The 22,182-nt window shown below is 71.6% G+C and carries 15 protein-coding genes and 1 pseudogene; 11 read left to right on the top strand and 5 right to left on the bottom strand.

The features are described 5' to 3' along the window. Nucleotides 1–192: 192 nt before the first annotated feature. The 6 genes and pseudogenes from AB0P07_RS09340 to AB0P07_RS09315 all read left to right on the top strand — a co-directional run. Nucleotides 193–1,164 carry a 2-dehydropantoate 2-reductase gene (locus tag AB0P07_RS09340; RefSeq protein ID WP_365547378.1) on the top strand — a complete coding sequence of 324 codons (972 nt, stop codon included), beginning with the start codon at nucleotides 193–195 and terminating at the stop codon, nucleotides 1,162–1,164. Continuing rightward, nucleotides 1,161–3,089 carry a molybdopterin-dependent oxidoreductase gene (locus AB0P07_RS09335; RefSeq protein WP_365547375.1) on the top strand — a complete coding sequence of 643 codons (1,929 nt, stop codon included), beginning with the start codon at nucleotides 1,161–1,163 and terminating at the stop codon, nucleotides 3,087–3,089. The genes AB0P07_RS09340 and AB0P07_RS09335 overlap by 4 nt, the downstream gene beginning before the upstream one ends. After that, nucleotides 3,070–5,055: an NAD(P)H-dependent oxidoreductase subunit E gene (locus AB0P07_RS09330; RefSeq protein WP_365547372.1), complete on the top strand. Its 1,986-nt coding sequence runs from the start codon at nucleotides 3,070–3,072 to the stop codon at nucleotides 5,053–5,055. Before AB0P07_RS09335 ends, AB0P07_RS09330 begins: the two co-directional genes overlap by 20 nt. Then, complete coding sequence (locus tag AB0P07_RS09325) at nucleotides 5,052–5,912, top strand: 2Fe-2S iron-sulfur cluster-binding protein (RefSeq protein WP_365547369.1); 861 nt, start codon at nucleotides 5,052–5,054, stop codon at nucleotides 5,910–5,912. Before AB0P07_RS09330 ends, AB0P07_RS09325 begins: the two co-directional genes overlap by 4 nt. A 32-nt stretch (nucleotides 5,913–5,944) precedes the next feature. Next, nucleotides 5,945–6,793, top strand: a complete 849-nt coding sequence (fdhD, locus tag AB0P07_RS09320; protein ID WP_365547366.1) for a formate dehydrogenase accessory sulfurtransferase FdhD — start codon at nucleotides 5,945–5,947, stop codon at nucleotides 6,791–6,793. A gap of 133 nt (nucleotides 6,794–6,926) precedes the next feature. Beyond that, nucleotides 6,927–7,142: pseudogene (locus AB0P07_RS09315) on the top strand (NADP-dependent oxidoreductase); the annotation flags it as partial. A gap of 93 nt (nucleotides 7,143–7,235) precedes the next feature. On the opposite strand, the gene AB0P07_RS09310 reads toward AB0P07_RS09315, so the two are convergent. Then, nucleotides 7,236–8,276 carry a bile acid:sodium symporter family protein gene (locus AB0P07_RS09310; protein ID WP_365547362.1) on the bottom strand — a complete coding sequence of 347 codons (1,041 nt, stop codon included), beginning with the start codon at nucleotides 8,274–8,276 and terminating at the stop codon, nucleotides 7,236–7,238. A 154-nt stretch (nucleotides 8,277–8,430) separates the two neighbouring features. Here AB0P07_RS09310 and AB0P07_RS09305 point away from each other — a divergent pair, with 154 nt between their 5' ends. Beyond that, nucleotides 8,431–9,312 carry a LysR substrate-binding domain-containing protein gene (locus tag AB0P07_RS09305; protein ID WP_365547359.1) on the top strand — a complete coding sequence of 294 codons (882 nt, stop codon included), beginning with the start codon at nucleotides 8,431–8,433 and terminating at the stop codon, nucleotides 9,310–9,312. Here AB0P07_RS09305 and AB0P07_RS09300 read toward each other — a convergent pair. Beyond that, the gene (locus AB0P07_RS09300) at nucleotides 9,291–10,274 is read right to left on the bottom strand and encodes an Lrp/AsnC family transcriptional regulator (protein ID WP_365547356.1); all 984 of its coding nucleotides are present in this window, start codon (nucleotides 10,272–10,274) and stop codon (nucleotides 9,291–9,293) included. The genes AB0P07_RS09305 and AB0P07_RS09300 overlap by 22 nt on opposite strands. Before the next feature lie 117 nt (nucleotides 10,275–10,391). Here AB0P07_RS09300 and AB0P07_RS09295 point away from each other — a divergent pair, with 117 nt between their 5' ends. The 3 genes from AB0P07_RS09295 (at nucleotide 10,392) to AB0P07_RS09285 (ending at nucleotide 14,871) form a co-directional block, all read left to right on the top strand. Then, a complete protein-coding gene (locus AB0P07_RS09295; RefSeq protein WP_365547353.1) occupies nucleotides 10,392–11,906 on the top strand; it encodes an MFS transporter in 1,515 nt (504 codons plus the stop codon). A 225-nt stretch (nucleotides 11,907–12,131) separates the two neighbouring features. Then, nucleotides 12,132–13,958, top strand: coding sequence for an AMP-dependent synthetase/ligase (locus tag AB0P07_RS09290; RefSeq protein WP_365547350.1), 1,827 nt, complete (start codon nucleotides 12,132–12,134; stop codon nucleotides 13,956–13,958). Between the two features lie 82 nt (nucleotides 13,959–14,040). Continuing rightward, nucleotides 14,041–14,871 (top strand): aldo/keto reductase, encoded by an 831-nt coding sequence (locus AB0P07_RS09285; RefSeq protein WP_365547348.1) that lies wholly within the window; start codon nucleotides 14,041–14,043, stop codon nucleotides 14,869–14,871. 59 nt (nucleotides 14,872–14,930) lie between these two features. Here AB0P07_RS09285 and AB0P07_RS09280 read toward each other — a convergent pair whose 3' ends face one another. From AB0P07_RS09280 to AB0P07_RS09270, 3 genes are all read right to left on the bottom strand, one after another. Beyond that, nucleotides 14,931–15,632, bottom strand: coding sequence for an SDR family oxidoreductase (locus AB0P07_RS09280; RefSeq protein ID WP_365547345.1), 702 nt, complete (start codon nucleotides 15,630–15,632; stop codon nucleotides 14,931–14,933). Between the two features lie 91 nt (nucleotides 15,633–15,723). Beyond that, nucleotides 15,724–16,638 (bottom strand): methyltransferase, encoded by a 915-nt coding sequence (locus tag AB0P07_RS09275; RefSeq protein WP_365547342.1) that lies wholly within the window; start codon nucleotides 16,636–16,638, stop codon nucleotides 15,724–15,726. 160 nt (nucleotides 16,639–16,798) lie between these two features. After that, a complete protein-coding gene (locus AB0P07_RS09270; RefSeq protein ID WP_365547339.1) occupies nucleotides 16,799–18,550 on the bottom strand; it encodes a glycoside hydrolase family 6 protein in 1,752 nt (583 codons plus the stop codon). Nucleotides 18,551–19,072: 522 nt separating this feature from the next. Here AB0P07_RS09270 and AB0P07_RS09265 point away from each other — a divergent pair. After that, the gene (locus AB0P07_RS09265) at nucleotides 19,073–21,994 is read left to right on the top strand and encodes a glycoside hydrolase family 48 protein (RefSeq protein WP_365547336.1); all 2,922 of its coding nucleotides are present in this window, start codon (nucleotides 19,073–19,075) and stop codon (nucleotides 21,992–21,994) included. Nucleotides 21,995–22,182: the final 188 nt, after the last annotated feature.

Here is a 22,182-nt window from a genome sequence, read left to right as displayed (position 1 = left end):
CGCTTGAGAAGACTGTTGAGCGGACAACTACAGAAGCCGAACACGCGACTACGGACCACCACCACTGCTGCACAAGGCCTTGCCGCCCCCAACCTCCATACTGTAGACAATATTTCGTCGACATCATCGAGACTCCGTCGACCTTCACTCCCGGTTCCTCGGTATCCCTCGACCGAACGGAGCTCTCCCGCCATGAAAGTCGCAGTCCTCGGCGCCGGGGCGATCGGCGCCTACGTCGGCGCCGCGCTCCACCGTGCGGGCGCCGACGTGCATCTCATCGCCCGTGGACCGCATTTGGCGGCCATGAGGCAGTACGGAGTACGGGTGCGCAGCCCGCGCGGCGACTTCACCGCGCACCCGCGCGCCACCGACGACCCGGCCGAGGTCGGCCCGGTCGACTACGTGTTCCTGGGTCTGAAGGCGAACTCGTACGCGGCGTGCGGGCCGCTGGTCGAGCCGCTCCTGCACGACTCCACGGCGGTCGTGGCCGCTCAGAACGGCATCCCCTGGTGGTACTTCCACCGGCACGGCGGTCCCTGGGACGGGCGCCGTCTCGAAAGCGTGGACCCGGCCGGCGCGGTCAGTGCGGTGCTCGCGCCCGAACGGGCCGTCGGCTGCGTCGTGTACGCGGCCACCGAACTGGAACAGCCGGGCGTCGTACGGCATGTGGAAGGCACCCGGTTCTCGATCGGCGAGCCCGGCCGGGAGGTGTCGGCGCGGTGTCTGGCGTTCAGCGAGGCGATGCGCTCGGGCGGCCTGAAGTGCCCGGTCGAACCCGACCTGCGCGCCGACATCTGGCTGAAGCTGCTGGGCAACATCTCCTTCAATCCGATCAGCGCCCTGGCCCGGGCCACCATGCGCCAGATGTGCCGGCACGGCGGCACCCGCGAGGTCATCGAGACCATGATGGCCGAGACGCTGGCGGTCGCCGCGGCCCTCGGCTGCGAGGTCGGCGTCTCCATCGAACGCCGGCTCGCGGGTGCCGAGAAGGTCGGCGACCACCGCACCTCCACGCTCCAGGACCTGGAGCGCGGCAAGCCGCTCGAACTCGACGTACTGCTCGCGGCCGTCGTCGAGCTGGCGGAGATCACCGGGGTCCCGGTGCCCACCCTGCGCACCGTGCACGCCCTGTCGGACCTGCTCGCGCTGAGGAGCGCCGCATGAGGAAACACGACCGAACCCCCAAGACCTACACCCGGCTCACCCACCCCCTGGTCCGGGACTCGCGCGACGAGCCCTTCCGCCGGGCGACCTGGGAGGAGGCCCTGGACCGCACGGCGCGGGGCCTGGCCGCGGCGCGCGGCGCGTTCGGAATGTTCTCCTGCGCGCGGGCGACCAACGAGATGAACTACGTGGCGCAGAAGTTCGCCCGGGTGGTGATGGGCACCCACAACGTCGACTCCTGCAACCGCACCTGCCACGCCCCGAGCGTCGCGGGCCTGTCCGCCGCCTTCGGCTCGGGCGGCGGCACCTCCTCCTACGAGGAGGTCGAGCACACCGACGTCATCGTGATGTGGGGCTCCAACGCCCGCTTCGCGCACCCGATCTTCTTCCAGCACGTCCTGAAGGGCATCCGGGGCGGCGCCCGCATGTACGCGGTGGACCCGCGCCGCACGTCGACCGCCGAGTGGGCGGAGAGCTGGCTCGGCCCGAACGTCGGCACCGACATCCCGCTGGCGCACGCGGTCGGCCGCGAGATCATCCACGCCGGCCTGTCCAACGAGGCGTTCATCGACCGCGCGACCACGGGCTACGACGACTACAAGGCCCTGGTCGAACCCTGGACCCTCTCTCTCGCCGAGAAGGTGACGGGCGTACCGGCCGGCGCCATCCGCGAACTGGCGCACGCCTACGCCCGCGCCGAGCGCGCCCAGCTGTGCTGGACCCTCGGCATCACCGAACACCACAACGGCACGGACAACGTGCGCGCCCTGATCAACCTCTCCCTGCTCACCGGCCACGTCGGCCGCTACGGCTCCGGCCTGCAGCCGCTGCGCGGCCAGAACAACGTGCAGGGCGGCGGCGACATGGGCGCCATCCCCAACCGCCTCCCCGGCTTCCAGGACGTGCTCGATCCGGAGGTCCGCCGGAAGTTCGAGACGGCCTGGGACACGGTGGTCGAGCCCCACCACGGCCTCACCCTGACCGAGATGTTCGAGGCCATGGACGACGGCACCCTCCGCGCCGTCTACTGCATCGGGGAGAACCCTGCCCAGTCCGAGGCCGACGCCGAACAGGCGGTACGCCGCCTGCGCGCCCTGGACTTCCTCGTCGTCCAGGACATCTTCCTCACGAAGACCGCCGAACTGGCCGACGTGGTCCTCCCGGCGACCGCCGGCTGGGCGGAGACCGAGGGCACCACCACCAACAGCGAACGGCGCGTACAACGCGTCCGCAGGGCGGTCACGCCGCCGGGTGAGGCCCGCGAGGACATCGACATCCTCTGCGACCTCGCGGCCCGCCTGGGTCACGACTGGAAGTACGCCGACGCGGAGGCGGTCTGGAACGAGCTGCGTTCCCTCTCCCCCGACCACCACGGCATGACGTACGCCCGCCTGGAGGAGCACCAGGGCATCCAGTGGCCGTGCCCGAGCACGGAGGACCTGGAACCGACGTACCTGCACGGCAGGCTGTGGGCCCCGGATCCTGTCGACCGGGGCCGCCGGGCCCCCTTCGGTCTCGTCCGGCACGACCCGCCGGTGGACCTGACCGACGAGCAGTACCCGATCCGCCTGACCACCGGACGCCGCCTCGACTCCTACAACACGGGGGTGCAGAGCGGCGGTTACTCCTCTCCCCTGCGCCGCGGGGAGTCCGTCGAACTCTGTCCGGAGGACGCCGAACGCTACGGGGTCGTCGTCGGCGAGGAGGTCCGGGTCACCTCCCGGCGCGGTTCACTGCTCGCGCCCGTCTGGGTCGACACGGCCCTGCGCCCCGGACTGGCCTTCATGAGCTTCCACTTTCCCGACGAGGTGGACACCAACCAGCTGACGATCGAGGCCAACTGCCCGATCGCCGGGACGGCGGAGTTCAAGGCCTCGGCGATCCGGATCGAGAAGGTGAGCACCGGTGGACCTGCGCTTCGGTGACAGCAAACCGACGGACGAGGAACGCGCCGCCGTCGACGCCCTGCTGGGGCCGCCCGAGTCCCCCTGGGAGGGCGCGGACCGCTCCGACGCCGACCTCAGATGGGCGCGCGGCGGCCGCGGGGCCCGGGACCGCCGCGACCAGCTCCTGCCGGCCCTGCACGCGCTCAACGACCGGGTCGGGTGGATCAGCGAGGGCGCCCTGGACTACGTGTGCCGCCGCCTGACCGTCCCTCCGGCCGAGGCGTACGGGGTGGCCACCTTCTACGCCATGTTCTCGGTCCGCCCCCGCCCGGCCACGGTCCTGCACGTCTGCACGGACCTGGCGTGCGCGGCGGCGGGGGCGAGCGAGTTGTGCGCGGCCGTGGAGTCACGGCTGGGCCCCCGGAGCGGCGTGAAGGTCGAGCGCTCACCGTGCCTGGGCCTGTGCGAACGGGCCCCGGCAACCTTGACGATCCGGGCGGGTGCCCTGGCCGGTCCGGCGCAGGAGGACACTTCAACCGCTCCGGCGCAGGAGGACACTTCAGCCCGTCCGGCGTTTGAGGACGAGGCCGTCCAGGCCGAAAGCGGGGGTCCGGGGGCGGCAGCCTCCGGGGACGGGACAGGGAAGGGGCGGCGGGGGCGGCCCGCCCTCCACGCGACGGCCGTATGCGCCCCCGCGACCCCCGGCACGGCGGTCCGAACCGCCACCGGCCCCGAAACCGCCCCCACCGAACCCGCCCCCTCCCTGGCGGTCCCCCAGTCCGGCGACCCCACCCTCACCCTCCTCCACCGCATCGGCACCACAGACCCCGCCTCCCTGGACGACTACCGCGCCCACGGCGGCTACACCGCCCTCCGCCGCGCCTTCGCCCTCGGCCCCGCCGCCGTCATCCGCGAGGTCACGGACGCCGGCCTGGTCGGCCGCGGCGGCGCCGCCTTCCCCACCGGCCGCAAGTGGCAGGCGACGGCCGCCCAGCCCGACCATCCGCACTACCTCGTCTGCAACGCCGACGAGTCCGAACCGGGCACCTTCAAGGACCGCGTTCTCATGGAGGGCGACCCGTACGCCCTCGTCGAGGCGATGACGATCGCGGCCTACGCGACCGGCGCCCACCAGGGCTACCTCTACCTCCGTGGCGAGTACCCCCGCGCGCTGGCCCGCCTCACCCATGCCGTCGAGCAGGCCCGCGCCCGCGGCCTGCTCGGCGACGACGTCCTCGGCCAGGGCTACGCCTTCGACATCGAGATCCGGCGCGGCGCCGGCGCGTACATCTGCGGCGAGGAGACGGCCCTGTTCAACTCCATCGAGGGCCACCGCGGCGAGCCCCGCTCCAAGCCGCCGTTCCCGGTCGAGAAGGGCCTGTTCGGCAAACCCACGGTGGAGAACAACGTCGAGACGCTGGTCAACGTCCTGCCGATTCTGACGATGGGCGCCGAGGCGTACGCCGCGATCGGCACGCCGACATCCACCGGCCCGAAGCTGTTCTGCGTGTCCGGCACCGTGGCCCGCCCCGGTGTCTACGAACTCCCCTTCGGCGCGACGCTCGGCGAGCTGCTCACCCTCGCCGGCGTCCGCGACAGCCTGCGCGCGGTGCTGCTCGGCGGCGCGGCCGGCGGTTTCGTCCGCCCCGACGAGCTGGAGATCCCGCTCACCTTCGAAGGCACGCGCGCGGCGGGCACGACCCTGGGCTCCGGCGTCGTCATGGCCTTCGACGACACGGTCCCGCTCCCCCGCCTCCTGCTGCGCATCGCCGAGTTCTTCCGCGACGAGTCGTGCGGGCAGTGCGTGCCGTGCCGGGTCGGGACCGTGCGCCAGGAGGAGGCGCTGCACCGGATCGCCGACCGCACGGGCGCCGCGGCGGCCGACGACATCGCCCTGCTGCGCGAGGTCGGCCGCGCGATGCGGGACGCCTCGATCTGCGGTCTCGGGCAGACCGCGTGGAACGCCGTGGAATCCGCCATCGACCGTCTGGGGGCGTACGAATGACCGCGATACCGCTCGGAGTGCCGCGCCGTCTGGTGGAGTTCACCCTCGACGGGCAGGAGGCCAGGGTCCCGGAGGGGTCCACGATCCTGGACGCCTGCCGGGCCGCCGGGAAGGACGTCCCGACCCTGTGCGAGGGCGACACGCTCACCCCGAAGAACGCCTGCAGGGTCTGCGTCGTGGACGTCGAGGGCGCCAGGACTCTCGCACCCGCCTGCTCGCGCAGGGCGGAGCCCGGCATGGTGGTGCGCACGGACACCGAGCGCGCCCGGCACAGCCGCAAGGTCGTCCTGGAACTCCTCGCCTCCTCGGTCGACCTCTCCACGACCCCCCACGCCGGTCGGTGGATCAAGGATTACGAGGCGAAACCGGATCGCTTCGGCCCGGACGCGGCCCGCGTCGACGAGGAACCACGTGTCGACAACGACCTCTACGTACGCGACTACGGCAAGTGCATCCTCTGCTACAAGTGCGTGGACGCCTGCGGCGACCAGTGGCAGAACAGCTTCGCCATCGCGGTCTCCGGCCGCGGCTTCGACGCCCGGATCTCGGTCGAGCACGACGGCCCGCTGACCGCTTCGGCGTGCGTGTACTGCGGCAACTGCATCGAGGTGTGCCCCACGGGCGCCCTGTCCTTCAAGTCGGAGTACGACATGCGGGCGGCGGGCACCTGGGACGAAGAGCGGCAGACGGAGACGACGACGGTGTGCGCCTACTGCGGTGTGGGCTGCAACCTCACGCTCCATGTGCAGGACAATGAGATCGTCAAGGTCACCTCTCCGCACGACAACCCGGTGACCCACGGCAACCTGTGCATCAAGGGCCGCTTCGGCTACCAGCACGTACAGAACCGGGACTGACCGGCACACCGACCGGCGCAAGGGGCACGAACATGGGACGAGTCACGGAACGACGCAAGGTGATCCGCGTACGGGGCGGCGCGGTCTCCACCCGGCCGGACACGCTCGTCGCCGAGGAGCCGCTGGAGATCCGGCTGAACGGCAAACCCCTCGCGATCACGATGCGCACCCCGGGCGACGACTTCGCCCTCGCCGCGGGGTTCCTGGTCAGCGAGGGCGTGCTCGCCGAGCAGGGCGACCTGCAGAACATCGTGTACTGCGCGGGCGCCACGGTCGACGGGTCGAACACGTACAACGTGGTCGACGTGCGGACCGCCCCGGGCGTGCGCGTCCCGGACATCACCCTGGAGCGGAACGTCTACACCACCTCGTCCTGCGGGCTGTGCGGCAAGGCGAGCCTGGACGCGGTGCGCACGACGGCCCGCTGGCCCATCGCCGACACTCCCCCGGTGCGCGTCGCACCGGAGCTGCTGGCGGACCTGCCCGACCGGCTGCGCGCGTCCCAGCGGGTCTTCGACCGGACCGGCGGGCTGCACGCGGCGGCGCTGTTCACCGAGGACGGTGAGCTGGTGGACGTGCGGGAGGACGTGGGCCGGCACAACGCGGTCGACAAACTCGTCGGGCGCGCCCTGCAGAACGGCGAGCTGCCGCTGTCGCGCTCCGTCCTGCTGGTGTCGGGCCGGGCCTCCTTCGAGCTGGCGCAGAAGGCCGTGATGGCGGGCGTCCCGGTGCTGGCCGCGGTGTCCGCGCCGTCCTCGCTCGCGGTGGACCTCGCCGCCGAGACCGGCCTGACGCTGGTGGGCTTCCTGCGCGGCAGCTCCATGAACGTGTACGCGGGCGAGGACCGCGTCGCCCTGCGGGCCGCGGCCGCCCAGGGCTGACCTCACCCCTCCCCGCGACACGGCGGCGGGGCCCCTGCCGGGCGGGGAGCGCCCCCTGCGCCCCTGGGGCCCCGCCTCGACCGCGCCGGCCGACCGCGCCGACCGTCGCCCTCAGCCGTCCGCCTCCGGTCCGGCGTACGACCTGCTGGCCGGGGCCAGGACGGTGACCGGGTTCCAGATCGCACGGATCGCCCGGGAGACGCCGGACGTGTACGAGGGGTGGCGGCTGTACGCGGAGGAAGGGTTCCGGCCCGCCGTGCACGGACCCTTCGCGCTGGAGGACGCGGCGACGGCGCACGAGGCCGTCACCTCGCGCGGCAACCTCGGAAAGGCCGTACTCGTCCCGTGAGACCGGTCCGGGCCCCCGCCCCCGACGCGTGGGCAGCGGCGCGCTCCCGGCGGGCCCGGGACACCCGGGTACGGAACACCGGGTACGGACACGTCACGCGGACCGGCCGGAGGTGCCGACCCCGGTGGGCTCCGGGCCGGCCGGCCGTTCCCGGGACGGGACCGCCTCGGGGTCGTGCGACCGCCGCTTGGCGATCACCGCGCACACCATCAGCTGCATCTGGTGGAAGAGCATCAGCGGCAGCACCGCGAGCGAGGCCTGGGCACCGAACAGGACGCCGGCCATGGGCAGCCCGGCGGCGAGCGACTTCTTGGACCCGGCGAACTGGATCGCGATCCGGTCCTGGCGCCCGAAGCCGAGCCCCTTCGCCCCGTACCAGGTCAGGACCAGCATCACCGCCAGCAGCACCGCCTCGACGGCCAGCAGCCCGGCCAGCCGCACCGGGCTCACCTGGTGCCAGATGCCCTGCACCATGCCCTCGCTGAACGCCGTGTAGACGACCAGGAGGATCGAGCCCCGGTCGACGAGCCCGAGCACCTTCTTGCGCCGGGCGACGAAGCCCCCGATCCACCGGCGCAGCAGTTGCCCGGCCACGAACGGCACCAGGAGTTGCAGCACGATCTTCACCACCGAGTCGGCGGAGAACCCGCCCCCGCTGCCGCCCAGCAGGGCCGCGGCCAGCAGCGGTGTGACGACGATGCCGACCAGCGAGGAGAAGGACCCGGCACAGATGGCGGCGGGCACATTGCCGCGGGCGATGGAGGTGAAGGCGATCGACGACTGGACGGTCGACGGGACCAGGGTGACGAAGAGCAGGCCCTGGTACAGGGGGTCGGTCAGGAACACCGGGACCAGACCGCGCGACGCGAGGCCGAGCAGCGGGAAGACGAGGAAGGTGCAGGCCAGCACGGTGACGTGGAGTCGCCAGTGCCGTACGCCGTCCATCGCCTCACGGGTGGAGAGCCGGGCACCGTAGAGGAAGAAGAGGAACGCGATCGCGCCGGTGGAGGCGCCGGAGGCGACGTCCGCGCCCGTGCCGCGGGCCGGCAGCAGCGCCGCGAGGCCCACCGTGCCGAGCAGCAGCAGGATGTACGGGTCGATCGGCATCCGACTCGGCCAGCGCAGGCGTTTCACGGTGCTCCACTTGCTCGCTGCTTACTCGTTCTCGCTCGTTGCGGTGGGGTCACGGGACCCCGCTCCATCGTGCTCCCCCGCCCGGCGATCGGGAATCCGGCATACCGCTCTGACTGTCATCACGATCACCGATGAGCGGCGCTAGCCTGGCGTCATGTACGACCCCTCGCACCTGCGCACGTTCCTGTCGGTGGCCCAGACCCTGAGTTTCACGCAGGCCGCCCGGCGGCTCGGCCTGCGCCAGTCGACGGTGAGCCAGCACGTGCGGCGGCTCGAGGACGCCACCGGACGGCAGCTGTTCAGCCGGGACACGCACTCCGTGGAGCTGACGGAGGACGGGGAGGCGATGCTGGGGTTCGCGCGCCGGATCCTGGAGGTGCACGAGCAGGCGACGGCGTTCTTCACGGGCACCCGGCTGCGTGGACGGCTGCGGTTCGGGGCGTCCGAGGACTTCGTGCTGACCCGGCTGCCGGAGATCCTGGAGGGCTTCCGGCACGACCACCCCGAGGTGGACCTGGAGCTGACGGTGGAGCTGTCGGGCACACTGCACGAGCAGCTGACGGCCGGGAAGCTGGACCTGGTGCTGGCCAAGCGGCGGCCCGAGGACCCGCGGGGCGAGCCCGTGTGGAGCGACCGGCTGGTGTGGATCGGCGCGGAGCGGCTGCGCCTCGAACCGGACCGCCCGGTGCCGCTCATCGTCTACCCGCCGCCCGGTATCACCCGTGCGCTCGCCCTGGACGCGTTGCAGCGGGAGGGCCGCGCATGGCGCATCGCGTGCACCAGCGGCAGCCTCAACGGCCTGATCGCGGCCGCCCGTGCGGGCCTGGGCGTGATGGCGCACTCGCGCGGTCTCGTCCCGCCCGGTCTCGTCCGGGTGCCGGACCGGGCCGGCCTGCCCGAGCTGGGCGGTGTCGACTTCGTGCTGGTGCACGGCCGGCGCCGTTCCTCGGCCCAGGGCGCGGCGGACGCGCTGGCGGCGGCGGTCCTGGCGGGCGGCGACCGGCTGCACCGGCCTCAGCGCACGGGCCTCGGATAGGTGAGCTGCTTCACCCGGCGCAGGAACGGCGACGCCTCCACGTGCTGGACGCCCTCCAGCCGGCCGAGCGGACCGCTGAGATAGGCGTAGAGGTGGGCGGTGCTGCGCACGACGGCGGTGGCGACGATGTTGGACGGGCCCGCGGTGGCGGCGGCGTGGGCGATCTCGTCGTGCGCGGCGAGGGCCTCGCCGACCCGGTGCAGCTCGGCCGGGCCGGTGGTGAGCCACAGGACGGCGGCGGTGGGGTAGCCCAGGATCTCGGAGTGGTACTCCACGTCGATGTACACGGCGCCGGAGGCGAGCAGCGCGGACAGCCGGCGTCTGACCGCGGACTCGGAGCGGCCGGTGGCGCGTTGCAGCTCGGGATGGCCGGCCCGCCCGTCGCGCTCCAGGACGGCGAGCAGCGGCTCGTCCTCGGGGTCGATGCGGGCCGGTCCGGGTGAGGCCGGACCGTGGTCGGGCCGCAGCGCCGCGACCTGGTCGTCACTGAGCACCCGGAACTTGCGGAGCCAGCCGTTGGGTCCGCCGTAGAAGCGGTGCAGGATCTGGTGGGCGTGGATCTCCAGGACGCGCGGGGTGCGCGGCAGCTTGCCCAGGAGCAGGTCGTCCCGGTCGCCGGGGCTGCGCGGCCGGGTGCCGAAGATGACCTCGGTGCCGCCGGCCGCCAGCCCGATCCAGCTGGTGTCGGACCGCTTGGCGAGGGCGTCGGCGATGGCCAGGGCGCTGTCGGGGACGCAGCGCAGCCGCAACGTCCACTGGTCCTGGCCGAGCGCCGCCGCGTCACGGACGGCGACCACGCGCAGCCCGCCCTCGGCGCACAGCCTGCGGTAGCGGCGGGCGACGGTCTGGTCGGAGACGCCGAGGACCGCACCGATGCGGCTGAAGGAGGCGCGGCCGTTCACCTCCAGGGCGTCCAGCAGACGCAGGTCGAGTTCGTCGAAGGTGTCGGATTCCATCCGCATGGCGGTCCCTCCCGTCGGATTCCGCCGCCTCACCACCGAAGATCGGTGCGATCGGCCGGGCGATGCCCATCGTACGGAGGCACGGAATCACGTACGACACGGGAGAGAAGACGGATCATGCGTACATGGGGGCCGCTCACGGCGGTGTGTCTGGGGACGTTCATGCTGTTGCTGGACGTGACGATCGCGGTCGTCGCGCTGCCGGACATGGCCAGGGGGCTGCACGCCTCGCTGAGCGACCTGCAATGGGTGATGGACGGCTACGCGCTGGCGCTGGCCGCGCTGATGCTGGGGCTGGGGGCCGCGGCCGACGTCCTGGGACGGCGCCGGGTGCACGTGGCGGGTGTGGTGCTGTTCGCGGCGGCGTCGCTGCTGTGCGGGCTGGCCACCGGGCCGGGGATGCTGGTCGCCGCGCGCGGGCTGCAGGGGGTGGGCGCGGCGGCGATGTTCGCGACCACGCTGCCGCTGCTCGGCTCGGTCTACCAGGGGCGCCGGCGGTCGATGGCGCTCGGCGTGTGGGGCGCGGTCAGCGGCGCGGCGGCGGCCGTGGGGCCCGTGCTGGGCGGACTGCTCACCGACGGTCCGGGCTGGCGGTGGATCTTCTGGGTGAACCTGCCGGTGAGCGTGGCGGCGGTCTGGCTGACGCTGCGCGTGGTGCCGGAGTCCCGCGGGGCGGCCGGGCGCCGCGTGGACTGGGCGGGTACGGCGGGCTTCGCGGCGTTCGCCGGGGCGCTGACGTACGGGGCGGTGCGGGCCGGGTCGCACGGCTGGACGGAGGGCGGCACGCTCGCCTCCTTCGTGCTCGCGGCGGTGGCGCTGGGCGCGTTCGTCGCCGTGGAGCGCCGGGTCGCCGATCCGCTGCTCGACCCGCGGCTGTTCCTGCGCCCCGCCTTCTCGGGCGTGATGCTGGGCGGGCTGGCCTTCAACGCGGCGGCGTTCGGCGTGATGGCGTACACCTCCATATGGCTGCAGACGCTGCTCGGGATGAGCCCGGTGCGGGGCGGCCTCGTGTTCGTGTGGCTGTCGCTGGCGTCCTTCCTGGTGGCCGCGGTGGGCGGCCGGCTGCTGCACGGGGTGCCGGCGCGGCTGACCATCGGGGGCGGGCTGCTGCTGATCGCGGCGGGGCAGTTCTGCATGGCGTTCCTGGACGCGGGGTCCACGGCGTCCGCCCTGGTGCCGGGACTGCTCCTGGTGGGCGTCGGGACGGGGCTGGTGTCGCCCGGCATCGCGGGTGCGGCGCTGGCGGCGGTCCCGCCGGAGCGGGCCGGTATGGCCGGGGGTGCGGTCAACACGTTCCGGCAGCTCGGGTACGCGCTCGGCATCGCCGTGTTCGGCACGGTGCTGACCTCGCGGATGGCGGACACCCTGCCGCACGACGCGGCGCACGGTCTGGCGGGCGGTGCGGCGGGTGCCCTGCGGGGCGCGTTCGGCGAGCACGTGCTGCGGGCCGCGTTCGCCTCGGGACTGAACGCGGCGGCGGTGGCCGCGGGCGCGGTCGCGGCGGTCGCCGGGGCGCTGGCGCTCGTCCTGGTGAGGGCCGATCGCGGCGGCCGGGGTGCCGGTGTGACGGATTCCGCGGCGCCCGCGCTGAAAGAGGAAGAGGTCGTTCCGGCAGCCCCGTACCGGCGGTAAGCGGGTCGTACAGATTCGGTGGAGATTACGGCACCGAAACTTGCCGAACGGTCAGGAATCTGTCCGACCCTTCCCCATGTGAGCGCATTTCCTCCCGCTGACCAGCGTGAACATGAGCCCTGTTCGATTTCGGCGCCCCTCCCGTCCCCACGCCGGGTGGGGTAGCTTTCACCGCGCTGTGCGGGGGCGTCATCGAAGCGGGGATCGAAAAGCGGGGAGCGGGGTTTGCGCGAGTTCACCAGTCCTCCGTCGACGTCGGCACCACCGGTGGGCGGTCTGGCCGACGTCGTCTTCGAGCATGCCCAGGAGGACCCGCGGCACATCGCGCTCGGCCGCAAGGACGAGGGCGGGCAGTGGCGGGACGTCACCGCCGGCGCCTTCCGCGACGAGGTGCTGGCCCTCGCCAAGGGGCTCCTCGCCCAGGGCATCCGCTTCGGCGACCGCGTCGCCATCATGTCCCGCACCCGCTACGAGTGGACCCTCTTCGACTTCGCCCTGTGGACGATCGGCGCCCAGGTGGTGCCCGTCTATCCGACCTCCTCGGCCGAGCAGTGCATGTGGATGCTGTACGACGCCGAGGTGACGGCGGCGGTCGTGGAGCACGAGGACCACGCGATGACGATCGCCACGGTCATCGACCGGCTGCCGCACCTGCGCGGGCTGTGGCAGCTTGACTCCGGCGCCGTCCAGGAGCTGTACGACGCGGGCGCGCACCTCGACGACGAGGTGGTCCACCGGCACCGCAAGGCGGTCACGCCGGAGTCGGTGGCCACCGTCATCTACACCTCGGGCACCACCGGCCGGCCCAAGGGCTGCGTGCTGACCCACGGCAACTTCATGTACGAGGCGGACACCGTCATCGAGCGCTGGGAGCCGGTGTTCCACTCCAGGCGGGGCGACGAGGCGGCGACCCTGCTGTTCCTGCCGCTCGCGCACGTCTTCGGGCGGATGGTGGAGGTCGCGGCGATCCGCGGCCGGGTCCGCTTCGGCCACCAGCCCCAGCTCAACGCCGCGGCACTCCTGCCCGACCTGGCGGCCTTCCGGCCGACGTTCATCCTGGCCGTGCCCTACATCTTCGAGAAGGTGTTCAACGCGGCGCGACGCAAGGCCGAGAAGGAGGGGAAGGCCGGTCCCTTCGAGAAGGCCGTCGACGTGGCCGTGAAGTACGCGGAGGCGGTGGAGGCGAGGGCCTGGGGCGACGGCCCCGGCCCGTCGGCGGGCCTGCGCATGCAGCACCAGTTCTTCGACAAGCTCGTCTACTCCAAGGTCCGGGCCGCGATGGGCGGCCGCATCCGCAACGCCATGTCGGGCGGTTCGGCCATGGACCGGCGGCTCGGGCTGTTCTTCGCGGGCGCGGGCGTGCAGATCTACGAGGGCTACGGCCTGACCGAGTCCACGGCGGCCGCCACCGCCAACCCGCCCGAGCGCACCCGCTACGGCACCGTCGGGCAGCCCGTTCCCGGCGTCACCGTGCACATCGCGGACGACGGCGAGATCTGGCTGAACGGCGGCAACGTCTTCGAGGGCTACCTGAACAACCCGAAGGCCACTGACGAGACCCTGCACGACGGCTGGCTGGCCACCGGCGACCTGGGCGCCCTGGACGAGGACGGCTACCTCACCATCACCGGCCGCAAGAAGGAAATCCTGGTGACCTCCGGCGGCAAGAGCGTCTCGCCCGGTCTGCTGGAGGAGCGGGTGCGCGACCACCCGCTGGTCAACCAGTGCATCGTCGTCGGCAACGACCGTCCCTACGTCGCCGCCCTCATCACCCTCGACCAGGAAGCGGTCGAGCACTGGCTGACGATGCGCAACAAGCCGCAGATGTCCCCGGCCGAGCTGGTGCACGACGCCGATCTGGAGACGGAGGTGCGGCGCGCGGTCGTCGCGGCGAACACGCTGGTGTCCCAGGCCGAGTCCATCCGCACCTTCCGCATCCTCGCCCAGCCGTTCACCGAGGAGCACGGGCTGCTCACGCCCTCGCTGAAGCTGAAGCGCAAGGCCATCGAGAACGCCTACGGCACCGAGGTCGAGGCACTTTACCGAGCGTGAGGACACGGTCAGGAATGCGTCGGGGCTCGTGATCGTTGACGATATGAGTACCACCTGACCACAACCGAAGGATCAAGAGCTCGTGAGCAGCAAGGTCCCCCCGATCATCCTGAACAACGGCGTCGAGATGCCCCAGCTGGGCTTCGGCGTCTGGCAGGTGCCGGACGACGAGGCCGAGACGGCCGTCGCCCAGGCGCTGGAGGCCGGGTACCGCAGCATCGACACAGCGGCGATCTACGGCAATGAAGAGGGCACCGGCCGGGCGATCGCCGCCTGCGGTCTGGATCGCGAGGACCTCTTCGTCACCACCAAGCTCTGGAACAGCGACCAGGGGTACGACGCCACGCTCCGCGCCTTCGACACCTCGCTGGCCAAGCTCGGCCTGGACTACCTCGACCTCTACCTGATCCACTGGCCCACCCCGGCCAAGGACACGTACGTCGACACCTACAAGGCGTTCGAAAAGCTGCTCGCCGACGGCCGGGTCCGGGCCATCGGCGTGTCCAACTTCCTGCCGGAGCACCTGGCGCGGCTGACCGCCGAGACGTCGGTGATCCCGGCCGTCAACCAGATCGAGCTGCACCCCCACCTCCAGCAGCACGCCGCGCGCGAGGCGCACGCGGAGCAGGGCATCGCCACCGAGGCCTGGTCCCCGCTCGGTTCCGGCAAGGGCATCCTGGACGTCCCCGCGATCGTCGCGATCGCCCAGAAGCACGGGCGCACCCCGGCCCAGGTCGTGCTGCGCTGGCACCTCCAGCTGGGCAACGTGGTGATCCCCAAGTCCGTGACCCCGTCCCGGATCAAGGAGAACATCGACGTGTTCGGCTTCACCCTGGACACCGAGGACCTCGCGGCGATCAGCGCACTCAACGAGGACCGTCGGCTCGGTCCCGACCCGGCGACCCTCAACTGAGCGGTGACCGCATGGAAGAGGGCCCGGCCGCGCCGGCGACCGGACCCCTCTTCCACGTGTCAGGTGGGCTGCCCGATCGGCCGGACGACCACGGTGTTGACGTCGACCCCGGCGGGCTGGGTCATGGCCCAGACGACCGAGTCGGCGATCTGGTCGGCGGTGAGCAGTTCGCCGGGCGGCAGGCCGCCGGTGGCCTCCCAGAACGGGGTCTCCACCCGGCCGGGCGCGACCAGGGTCACGCCCACGCCCCACTGCGTCACCTCCCGACGGGTGTTCTCGGCGAGGCCGGTCACCGCCCACTTGGTGGCGCCGTAAATGTTGCCCGGCGTGTTCACGAAGCCGGCGACACTGCCCACGAGCACGATCCGCCCGCGGGTCTCCTTGAGCGCGTCGATGGACGCCCTGATCAGCAGCGCCGGGCCCAGCACGTTGGTCAGCACCATCTCCGTCCAGCCCGCCGGGTCGCCCTCGGCGACCGAGTCGTGGGTGGCGAAGCCGGCGTTGGCGACGACCGTGTCGAGGCGGCCGAACTCCTTCAGGGTGGTCTCGACGGCGGCGGCCACCTGGTCGTGCTCGGCGGCGCTGCCCCGGATCGTCAGCAGGTCCCCGGGGTCGCCGAGTTCCGCGCGGAACGCCCGCAGCCTCGCCTCGCCGCGTCCCGTGACGGCCACCCGCTGCCCGGCGTCCAGCAACCGCCGGGCGACGGCGGCTCCGATGCCGCTCCCGCCACCGGTGATCAGCGTGACCGGTGTGTCGGTCATGGTTCCCCCTTGTCTGCACCTGTTTCTCATGGACGCGGGGAGTCCATCACTTGGAGCGCTCTCGAAGTCAAGCCCTCGTGCCGACCGGCCTTCAGACCGGCCGCACCGCCGTGTACACGGTGTGCGCCACCAGCACGAACAGGTCCTGGCGGCGGTGCACGCCCGCCTCGTCGGCGGGGTCGAGCAGCCGGTCCAGGGTGGCGAGGTCGCCGCCGTCCAGTCGGTCGCCGATCCGCTCGCGCAGCCGGGACAGGGACGTGGTGACGTAGTCGCGGGCCGCGTCGGAGACGGGCGCGGGCAGGTCGAGCAGGAAGCTGCGGGTGCCGGTGTGCTTCAGTCCGGCGGCGGTCAGCATCGCGGGCCAGTCCTCGGCCTCGGCCACGGAGTCCGGCAGGTCGGCGCGCATCTCGGCGAACGCGTCCTCCTCCACGGCACGGAGCCTGGCCTGGAGCCCGGGGCGCCCGATCCCGATGTCGCGGGGCAGGAAGCGGGCGGGCAGTCCGCCCTCCAGGATCGCCAGCGTGCCGCCGGGTGCGAGGTGTCCGCCGAGGGCGGCGAGGGCCGCGCGCTGGTCGGGGAGGTGGTGCAGGCTCTGGCTGGCCCACATCAGGTCGGCCGGGTAGTCCAGTTCGGCCAGTGCACCGGGCAGGTCGCCGGCGAGGGTGCCGAAGCGGTCGGCGAAACCGAGCCCTTCGGCACGGGCGTGGGCCCGCTCGAGCAGCGGTGCGGCGCCGTCGGCGGCGACGACGCGGGCGCCCGGGAAGGTGTCGGCGAACAGGCAGGAGACGACGCCGGGTCCGCTGCCGACATCGACGACCAGGCCCGGATCGGTCACCTCCCGGGCGAGCCAGGCCAGGGCCTGCCGGTACAGCGGCGTGTACAGCTCGGCCTGCGCCTCGAGATGCGGGGCCATCTCGGCCCAGTCGATGTCGCCGTGGTCGTGCGCGTGTCCGTGGCCCTGCTCGTGGGCGGAGCCGTGCGTGTCCTGGTGGTGGTCGTGCGCCATGCTGGTCAGCCTCCCGTTCGCGGTGCCGCCAGGGTGCGACGACTCGCCGCCCGGAGGCAATCGATGTTGCCGGTTTCGCAACAGAGGGAAGCCCGTCGGGGCCCGGCGCGCAAGGACCGGACCCCGACGGCTCACCCGCGCGAGGTGCGCGGGAATCCGCTCACGACAGGGGCGGGTAGGCGTTCTTCATGAGCTCCTGGAACTGCGCGGAGAACCACTTTCCGGAGATCGGGGCGTCCGGGAGGGCACCGGACATGCTGTTCCCGTTGCGGACGTTGCCGGTGTACGTCGGGTCGCACATCCGGTCGAATCCCTTGCCCTCGTCGTTCGGGATCTCCTTGCTCGCACCGTCCGACTCGCCCGGCGGCTTCATCCACACGTAGGCGTCGATGCCCGGCTCGGGGTTGGCCTGCGGCCGTTCGCCGAGGCCCGCCCCGGACTGGTTGCACCAGTTGCCGGGGTGGATGCGACGGTCGTAGCGCCCGCCGTCCACGTAGGTGTTCACGTCGGTCGTCGCGCCCGGTCCGGTGGGCCGGTCGGCGCCGCCCCAGCCGTTGCGGGAGGTGTCGATGAGCATGCCGATGTTCTGGTCGAAGCCGATCGAGACCAGCTTGTCGCGCATGGCCTGGGCGTAGGAGAGTTCGTCGGTGTACTGGTTCCAGTCGACCCAGTCGGACTGGCGCACCGAGGTACCGTTCACCGAGTCCGTGATCTTGAAGTTCTCCTCCTTCAGGGCGCTGTAGTTGGCGGTGTTGACGATGAAGCCCTGCACGTCGTCGACGGTCGCCCCCTCGGTGGTGGCGGCGGTCTTGAAGATCTCGGCGGAGGGGCCGAAGTTGCTGTCCCAGCCGAGCCAGCCGTGGTGGCCGGCGTCGACGTAGTTGTAGACGTTGCCGATGTCGCCGAGCTTGTTCAGGGCGTAGCCGACGCCCTTCTGGTAGTTGCCGTTGGCCTTCATCACGTCGCAGTTCTCCGTGACGGTGTCCCGCCCGGAGACGTTGGTGACCAGGTTGGGCAGCGAGTCGATCTCGACCGTGGTGACGATCCGGAGGTCCGCGTACTTCGAGTCGCCGAGGATCTCGGCGATCGGGTCGATGTACTCGGTCTTGTACCGGTCGATCTCGGTCGGGCCCAGCTCGCCGTTGGAGGCGAGGGCGGAGCAGTCGCGTCCCGGCAGGTTGTAGATGACGAGCTGGACGACCATCTCGCCGGAGCCCTTCTGCTCCAGCGCGGCGTCCAGGTGGTCGCGCAGGCCCATGCCGCCGTTGGCGCCCTCGATGGCGGCGATCCGGTCGAGCCAGACGCCGGTCGGCTCGTCGGCGACACGGTCGCCGCCGGGCTCGGCGGCTGCGTTCGCCGACCACTCGGGGTTCACGTAGACCTGGGCACCCTCGTAGGGGTTGTCCACGCGGCCGGACGGGTCGGTGGGCGGGTCGGTCGGATCGGTCGGCGGGTCGGTCGGGTCCGTCGGCGGGTCCGTGGGGTCGGTCCCGCCGTCGACGTTGCAGGTCACGCCGTTGAGGGTGAAGGTCGCCGGGATCGCGTTGCTGCCGCTGTAGGTGCCCTGGAAGCCGAAGCTCGCCGAGCCGCCCGTGGCGAGCGTTCCGTTGTAGGACTCGTTGGCCGCGGTGACGGCGGCGCCGCTCTGACTCACCTTCGCGTTCCAGCCGTTGGTGACCTTCTGACTGCCGGCGAACGTCCATCCCAGTGACCAACTGGACGTGGCGGCACCGTTGTTGGTGACGGTCACCGCGGCGGTGAATCCGCTTCCCCAGTCGTTCTGCACCTGGTAGTCGACGGTGCAGGCGGCGGCCGCGGCTCCGGCGCTCGCGGACTGGGCGGCCAGTGCCGTGCCGGAGGCGCCGGCGACCAGAGTCAGGGCGGCGAGCATCGCGGTTCTGGTACGGGTCATGAGTGCGGGTTCCTTCTTTCGTGGGGGTGCTGCTGTCGTCCGGGGCCGCGCGCTGCTCGGCGCGGCCCGCTGCCGATCGGCCTGGGGGTGCCGTCGTGATCGGTCGTCAGGAACGGCCCACGGGCACAGTGGAACAGCCCGGGGGGTGAGCGATCCGGCACACGGGCCGGCGAAGCGTCGGACACATGGCGGCCACGGCTGTCGCAGCGGCTAAAAGTCCTGAACGCGGAGGGTGGAGCGGGGGGTGGCGCATGAGCGACTCCTTGCAGTTCGGACGCGCCGTGACGGACGCGTCGACTGGTGGAACCGCTCCCACTGGTGCAGCGAAGGTAGCGCCAAGTGACGGCAAAGAACAGAGGAGTTACCGACTTTCTGCCGGCGGAACCCGTCGAATCTTTTCGACTGTTCACACATCTTGACCGCACCGGGCACCCTCCCCACTATGGGAGCGCTCCCACTGGTTCAAGGCTTGTTGCTCCTCCCTCACTCCCCCTCCCCGAGCCGCAAGGAGGAACCAGCACCATGCACCCCGGACACAGACGCAGACGCCGCACCGCGCGGCGCTGGTGGACCGCCGCGCTGGCGGCCCTCGCACTCCCCCTCACCATGCTGGGCACCGGTTCGACTCCCGCTCAGGCGGCCGCGCTTCAGTGCAGCGTGGACTACAAGACCAACGACTGGGGCTCCGGCTTCACCGCCGAGCTGACGCTGACCAACCGGGGCTCCGACGCCATCGACGGCTGGACCCTGACGTACTCGTACGCGGGCAACCAGAAGCTCAGCAACGGCTGGAACGGCACCTGGTCCCAGTCGGGGCAGAACGTCACCGTGAAGAACGCGTCGTACAACGCGCGGATCGCCGCCGGGGCCGCCGTCTCCACCGGCGGACAGTTCACGTACAGCGGCAGCAACGCCGCGCCGACGGACTTCGCGGTCAACGGCACCTCCTGCGTGGGCGCCCACCAGCCGCCGATCACGGTGCTGACCAGCCCGGAGGCGGGCGCGGTGTACTCGCAGGGCGAGGCGGTCCCGCTGGCCGCCACGTCGGCCGCGGCCGACGGCGCCACGATCAGCAAGGTGGAGTTCTACGACGACACCACCCTGCTGGGCACCGACACGAGCTCGCCCTACACGTACTCGGCCTCCGGCTTGACCGTGGGCAGTCATTCCCTGGTGGCGAAGGCCTACGACAGCATGGGCGCCTCCGCGGACTCGACACCGGTCGGCATCACGGTCGCCTCGGGACCGACCGTGGTCGCCTCGCCGAGCCAACTGGGCGTCCAGCAGGGCGAGTCGGGATCGTACGACGTCAAGCTGTCGGAGCAGCCGACCGCGAACGTGACCGTCACGACCTCCCGCGCCAGCGGCAACACGGGCCTGACCCTCACCGGCGGCGCGAGCCTCACCTTCACCCCGTCGAACTGGGACACCGCACAGGAGGTGACCGTCTCGGCGGACGCCTCCGGCAGCGGTTCGGCGGTCTTCGAGTCGACCGCCCCCGGCCACGGCAAGGCCACGGTCACCGTGACCCAGCTGGCGGCGGCGAAGGACTACGACGCCCGCTTCCTGGAGCTGTACGGCAAGATCACCGACCCGGCGAACGGCTACTTCTCGCCCGAGGGCATCCCGTACCACTCGGTCGAGACGCTGATCGTCGAGGCACCGGACCACGGGCACGAGACCACGTCCGAGGCGTACAGCTATCTGCTGTGGCTCCAGGCCATGTACGGCAAGGTGACCGGCGACTGGGAGAAGTTCAACAACGCCTGGGAGATCATGGAGACGTACATGATCCCCACCCACGCCGACCAGCCGACCAACTCGTCCTACAACGCCTCGAAGCCGGCGACCTACGCGCCCGAGCTGGACACGCCGAACGAGTACCCGGCGCCGCTGGACGGCACCGTGTCGGTGGGTTCGGACCCGATCGCCGGTGAGCTGAAGTCGGCGTACGGCACGGACGACGTCTACGGCATGCACTGGCTCCAGGACGTCGACAACACCTACGGCTACGGCAACTCGCCCGGCAAGTGCGAGGCGGGGCCCTCCGACACCGGCCCGTCCTACATCAACACCTTCCAGCGCGGCGTGCAGGAGTCGGTGTGGGAGACGGTGCCGCAGCCGACCTGCGACGCCTTCAAGTACGGCGGCACGAACGGCTACCTGGACCTGTTCACCGGTGACTCCTCCTACGCGAAGCAGTGGAAGTTCACCAACGCCCCGGACGCCGACGCGCGCGCCGTGCAGGCCGCGTACTGGGCCGACATCTGGGCCGGTGAGCAGGGCAGGAGCGACGAGATCTCCGCGACCCTCGACAAGGCCGCGAAGATGGGCGACTACCTGCGCTACGCCATGTACGACAAGTACTTCAAGAAGATCGGCAACTGCGCGGGGCCGACGAGCTGCCCGGCCGGCAACGGCAAGGACTCCTCGCACTACCTGCTGTCCTGGTACTACGCCTGGGGCGGCGCGGTGGACACCTCGGCCGGCTGGGCCTGGCGCATCGGCTCCAGCCACACCCACGGCGGCTACCAGAACCCGCTGGCGGCCTACGCGCTGAGCACCGACGCCGACCTGAAGCCGAAGTCGGCGACCGGCGTGGCCGACTGGGCCAAGTCCCTCGACCGGCAGCTGGAGTTCTACCGCTGGCTGCAGTCCGACGAGGGCGCCATCGCCGGCGGCGCGACCAACAGCTGGAAGGGCCGCTACGCGACCCCGCCGGCCGGGACGCCGACGTTCTACGGCATGTACTACGACGAAGCGCCGGTGTACCACGACCCGCCGTCCAACCAGTGGTTCGGCTTCCAGGCGTGGTCCATGGAGCGGGTCGCCGAGTACTACCAGCAGAGCGGCGACGCCGACGCCAAGGCGGTCCTGGACAAGTGGGTCGACTGGGCGCTGTCGGAGACGACGGTCAACCCGGACGGCACCTTCCGGATCCCGTCGACGCTCGAGTGGTCGGGACAGCCCGACACCTGGAACGCCGCGTCCCCGGGTGACAACGGCGACCTGCACGTCACGGTCGCGGACTACACCAACGACGTCGGTGTGGCGGCGGCGTACGCCAAGACCCTGACGTACTACGCCGACCGCTCGGGCGACACCGAGGCGGCCTCGACCGCCAAGGCGCTGCTCGACGGCATGTGGGAGAACAACCAGGACGCGCTCGGCATCGCCGTCCCGGAGACCCGCGCCGACTACAACCGCTTCGACGACGGCGTCTACGTCCCGAGCGGCTGGAGCGGCACCATGCCGAACGGCGACACGATCGACGCGTCGTCGACCTTCGCCTCGATCCGCTCCTTCTACCAGGACGATCCTGCCTGGTCGAAGATCGAGAGCTACCTCCAGGGCGGTGCCGCGCCCACGTTCACGTACCACCGGTTCTGGGCCCAGGCGGACATAGCCCTCGCCATGGGTTCGTACGCGGAGCTACTGGAATAGCCCCCGCGGGGCGCTCCGCGGGTTGGGCGGTTCGATTTCGGCTGCGGGCCGTGTGTGGCTGGTCTCGCAGTTCCCCGCGCCCCTGTCGGGGTCGCTGGGGGCACCGCTCCTTCCTCGGTGCGCTTGACGGCTCCGTGTGCACGGTCTTGTCACCGGACGACGAGACCACCTGACCGGGCGGCCCCGAC

Source organism: Streptomyces sp. NPDC085944, assembly GCF_040686295.1.
GTDB lineage: Bacteria > Actinomycetota > Actinomycetes > Streptomycetales > Streptomycetaceae > Streptomyces > Streptomyces salinarius.
Note: the sequence above shows the minus strand (reverse complement) of the source record. Positions and strands in the feature narration are given on the sequence as shown.